This window comes from Salidesulfovibrio brasiliensis JCM 12178 (assembly GCF_001311825.1).
Classification (GTDB): domain Bacteria; phylum Desulfobacterota; class Desulfovibrionia; order Desulfovibrionales; family Desulfovibrionaceae; genus Pseudodesulfovibrio; species Pseudodesulfovibrio brasiliensis.
In genome coordinates this window covers 1-2,691 of the sequence record NZ_BBCB01000149.1, presented here as the reverse complement: position 1 = coordinate 2,691, position 2,691 = coordinate 1, and the positions used below count along the sequence as shown (strand labels likewise).

2 protein-coding genes and 1 pseudogene are annotated in these 2,691 nt (G+C 65.1%); all 3 read right to left on the bottom strand.

Annotation, left to right across the window (positions count from 1 at the left end):
- Window positions 1–249 (bottom strand): annotated as a pseudogene (locus JCM12178_RS17180) (type II secretion system F family protein); the annotation flags it as partial.
- Window positions 250–256: 7 nt separating this feature from the next.
- Complete coding sequence (locus JCM12178_RS17175; protein ID WP_054653189.1) at window positions 257–1,219, bottom strand: type II secretion system F family protein; 963 nt, start codon at window positions 1,217–1,219, stop codon at window positions 257–259.
- Entirely contained in the window at window positions 1,216–2,628 is a 1,413-nt protein-coding gene (locus tag JCM12178_RS17170) for a TadA family conjugal transfer-associated ATPase (RefSeq protein ID WP_054653187.1), read from the bottom strand. Before JCM12178_RS17170 ends, JCM12178_RS17175 begins: the two co-directional genes overlap by 4 nt.
- Window positions 2,629–2,691: the final 63 nt, after the last annotated feature.

Genomic DNA, 2,691 nt, shown 5'->3' with positions numbered 1-2,691 from the left:
CCTGCGTTCCTCTTCGGTCTTGGGGCCGAGCTGGCCGCCGAGGCGGCTGAACATGTCGGCCACGGGCCGCCAGAGCGCCAGCAGCAGCGAGCTGCCCGAGCTCTCGCGGGAAAGGCTCTTCCCGGCGATGCGCGCGCGGATCTCCTCGGACTTCCGGCTGCCGCTGGAGATGCTCAGCGCACCCATTGAGGCCAGAAGCACGGCGGCGAACGCGAGGCCCGCGGCGAGTATGGGAAGATAGGTATCCATCACTGCCCTACACCTTGATCTTGATCATGCGGCGGATGACGAACGCGCCGAGCGCCATGGAACATGCCGCGCTCACGGCCATGGTTCGACCCAGTTCGGTGGTCCACAGCAGGCTCATGTAACCGGGGTTGATCACGTAGAGGATTCCGGCCACGGCAAAGGGCAGGAGGATGAGGATGAGCGCAGAGATGCGGCCTTCGGCCGAGAGCACCTTGATCTTGCCGTGCAGCTGGAACCGTTCGCGCACCAGCCGGGCGATGTTGCTGATGATTTCGGCGAGGTTGCCGCCGGTCTCGCGCTGGATGTTCACGGAGACCACGAAAAACTTGAGGTCCGGGCACTCAACGCGCTTCATGAGCGAATCGAGGGCGCGGTCGGCGTCCATGCCGTAGTTGATCTCATCGATGGTTTGGCGGATTTCGGAGCCGATGGGGTCTTCGAATTCGTCCGCGACCATGCGCATGCCGCCGCCGAAGGTGTGCCCGGCCTTGAGGGCGCGGGCCAGCAGGTCGAGCGCTTCGGGGAGCTGGGCCTGAAAACGGTCCATGCGCTTGTTCTTGCGCCGCTTCAGCCATGCGATGGGAAGGTAGGCCATGATGACACCGACCGTTCCCGCGCCGAGCAGGCCGCCGGTGAAGAGATAGAGCGAATAGACGCCGGTGATGGCCAGCGAGGCGCTCATGAGCAGGTATAGGCCCGGGGTGCCGGGGGCCTTGGACATGGCCACGAGGCGGCTTAGGTTCGCGGCCCAGCGCATCTGCTCCAGAAAGCGGTTGAACCACGGGACGTCGCTCATCTGGCGGCGGACCAGCAACTCCACGTTCTCGGCGTTTGCGTCGGCTGCGGCCAGCGCCCCGAGGCGGCTGCGGATGCGCTCGTCAGCCTCGTTTCTGCGGGCGCGCAGGAGCGAGGTCAGGCCGAGGGCGAAGAGGAACACCACGAGGGCGCAGAGCAGGATGACGCCGATCATCGCAGGCCCTCCGGTTCGTCGGTGCGACGCAGGGCGGGGTGTACGTCGAACATGGAGTTCTGCAGGGGGAAGCCCATGCGCACCAGCTTGTCCGCAAAGCGCGGGCGGATGGCGCGGCCGGTGTGGTAGCCCTGCACCATGCCGTCGTCGCCCATGCCGGTCTGCTCGTATGCGTAGATTTCCTGCATGGTGATCATTTCGCCTTCCATGCCGGTGACTTCCTGAATGCTGACGACCTTTCTGGTGCCGTCCACAAGGCGGGTGGCCTGAATGATCAGGTCCACGGCCGAGGCCACGTACCGCTTCATGGACACGTCGGAAATGTTCAACCCGGCCATGGAGACCATGGTCTCGAGGCGCATCAGGCAGTCGCGCGGGCTGTTGGCGTGGATGGTGGTCAGGGAGCCGTCGTGGCCGGTGTTCATGGCCTGAAGCATGTCGAGGGCTTCGGAGGCGCGGACCTCGCCGACGATGATGCGGTCCGGGCGCATGCGCAGGCAGTTCTTGACCAGATCGCGCTGGGTGATTTCGCCCGTGCCCTCGATGTTGGCGGGCCGGGTCTCCAGCCGCACCACGTGGTCCTGCTTGAGCTGCAGCTCTGCGGCGTCCTCGATGGTCACGATGCGTTCGTTTTCCGGGATGTAGCGCGAAAGACAGTTCAGGAGGGTGGTCTTACCGGAGCCGGTCCCCCCGGAGATGATGACGTTCAGGCGGCAGCGCACCGCGCCTTCCATGATCATGGCCATCTCGGGCGTGAGGGCGTCGAAGCCTATGAGGTCTTCCACTTCCAGCGGGTCGCGGGAGAACTTGCGTATGGAGAGCGAGGGGCCATCAAGCGCCAGCGGCGGGATGATGGCGTTCACGCGGGAACCGTCCAGCAGGCGGGCGTCCACCATGGGCTGGGATTCATCGATGCGCCTGCCCACGCGGGAGACGATGCGGTCGATGATCTTGCGCAGGTGGTCGTCGTCGCGGAAGCGGGCCTGCGTCACTTCCAGCTTGCCCTTTCGTTCCACGTAGATCTGCTTGTAGGAGTTGACCAGAATGTCGTTGACCGTGGGGTCCTTGACCAGCGGCTCCAGCGGGCCGAGGCCCACGACCTCGTCCTGAATCTCGGCCAGCATCTTCTTGCGCTCGGCAAGGTTCAGCGGGGCGTTCTGAAACTCTTCCCAGAGAAGCCCTTCGGCGGCCTTGGCGATCTCGGCGCGCATTTCGTTCTCTTCCAGCCGGTCCAGCAGGGAGAGGTCCAGCAGGTCGATGAGCCGGTCGTGGATGCGGGTCTTGATCTCGAAGAAGACTTCGGACGTGCCGTTGTCTGTCTTGGCGACCTTGGGCGCGGCCACGGCCTTGGGTGCCTCGGTCCCGCCCGGTGCGGTGCGGTTTCTGTTCAAGCGTGCGGCGAGATTCATGCGGGCACCCTCGCGGCTTCGGCCTCAGCCTTCCTGCGGGGGATGAGGCGGGAGAGTCCTGCC

Coding starts and splice junctions, on each gene's coding strand:
- JCM12178_RS17175 (WP_054653189.1), bottom strand. CDS start 1,219: ATGATCGGCGTCATCCTGCTCTGCGCCCTCGTGGTGTTCCTCTTCGCC.
- JCM12178_RS17170 (WP_054653187.1), bottom strand. CDS start 2,628: ATGAATCTCGCCGCACGCTTGAACAGAAACCGCACCGCACCGGGCGGG.